The organism is Sphingomonas psychrolutea (genome assembly GCF_014636175.1).
Lineage (GTDB): Bacteria > Pseudomonadota > Alphaproteobacteria > Sphingomonadales > Sphingomonadaceae > Sphingomonas > Sphingomonas psychrolutea.
Genome location: NZ_BMDW01000056.1, coordinates 1 through 718, shown reverse-complemented (window position 1 = coordinate 718; position 718 = coordinate 1). Strand labels below are relative to the sequence as shown.

Here is a 718-nt window from a genome sequence, read left to right as displayed (position 1 = left end):
GCGTGTGGCAGCATCGGTGCTGTCAGGACGCAGTTGCCGGGCGACGGCGGCATTGTTCGGGGTGAGCGTAGCGAGCGCGGTCAAGTGGTCGCAGCGTTTGCGTGCGACGGGGACGGCGGCGGCACGGCCGTCGGGCCGGCAGCAGCCACGCTCTTTGGCGGGGGAGCGGGAGTGGTTGCTGGCGCGGCTGGCGGCGGTTCCCGATCTGACGCTGCGCGCGTTGGTGATCGAACTGCGCGAGCGCGGTGTGGTGACGAGCTACGGGTCGGTGTGGCGGATCGTGCGCGAGAGCGGGGTCACCTTCAAAAAAAACGCTGTTCGCCACCGAGCAGGATCGGCGCGACGTGGCACGCAAGCGCGAGCGCTGGAGGCAGCATCAAGGTCGGCTTGATCCACGCCGCCTGGTGTTCCTCGACGAAACCTGGGCGAAGACCAACATGACCAGGCTGCGCGGCTGGGCACCACGTGGGCACAAGCTCATCGACAAGGTGCCGCATGGTCACTGGCAAACGCTGACCTTCCTGGCCGCGCTGCGTCACGACCGGATCGATGCTCCGCTCGTACTCGACGGCCCGATCAACGGCGCAAGCTTCACCGCCTATGTCGAGCAGTTCCTCGCGCCCACGCTCAGCCCCGGCGACATCGTCATCATGGACAATCTGGGCAGTCACAAAGGCCCGGCGGTGCGCGCCGCAATCCGACGCGCCGGTGCCCATCT

Annotated in this window: 1 pseudogene; it reads left to right on the top strand. The window is 67.7% G+C overall.

From position 1 onward, the window contains the following. A pseudogene (locus tag IEV62_RS18335) lies at positions 1-718 on the top strand (IS630 family transposase); the annotation flags it as partial.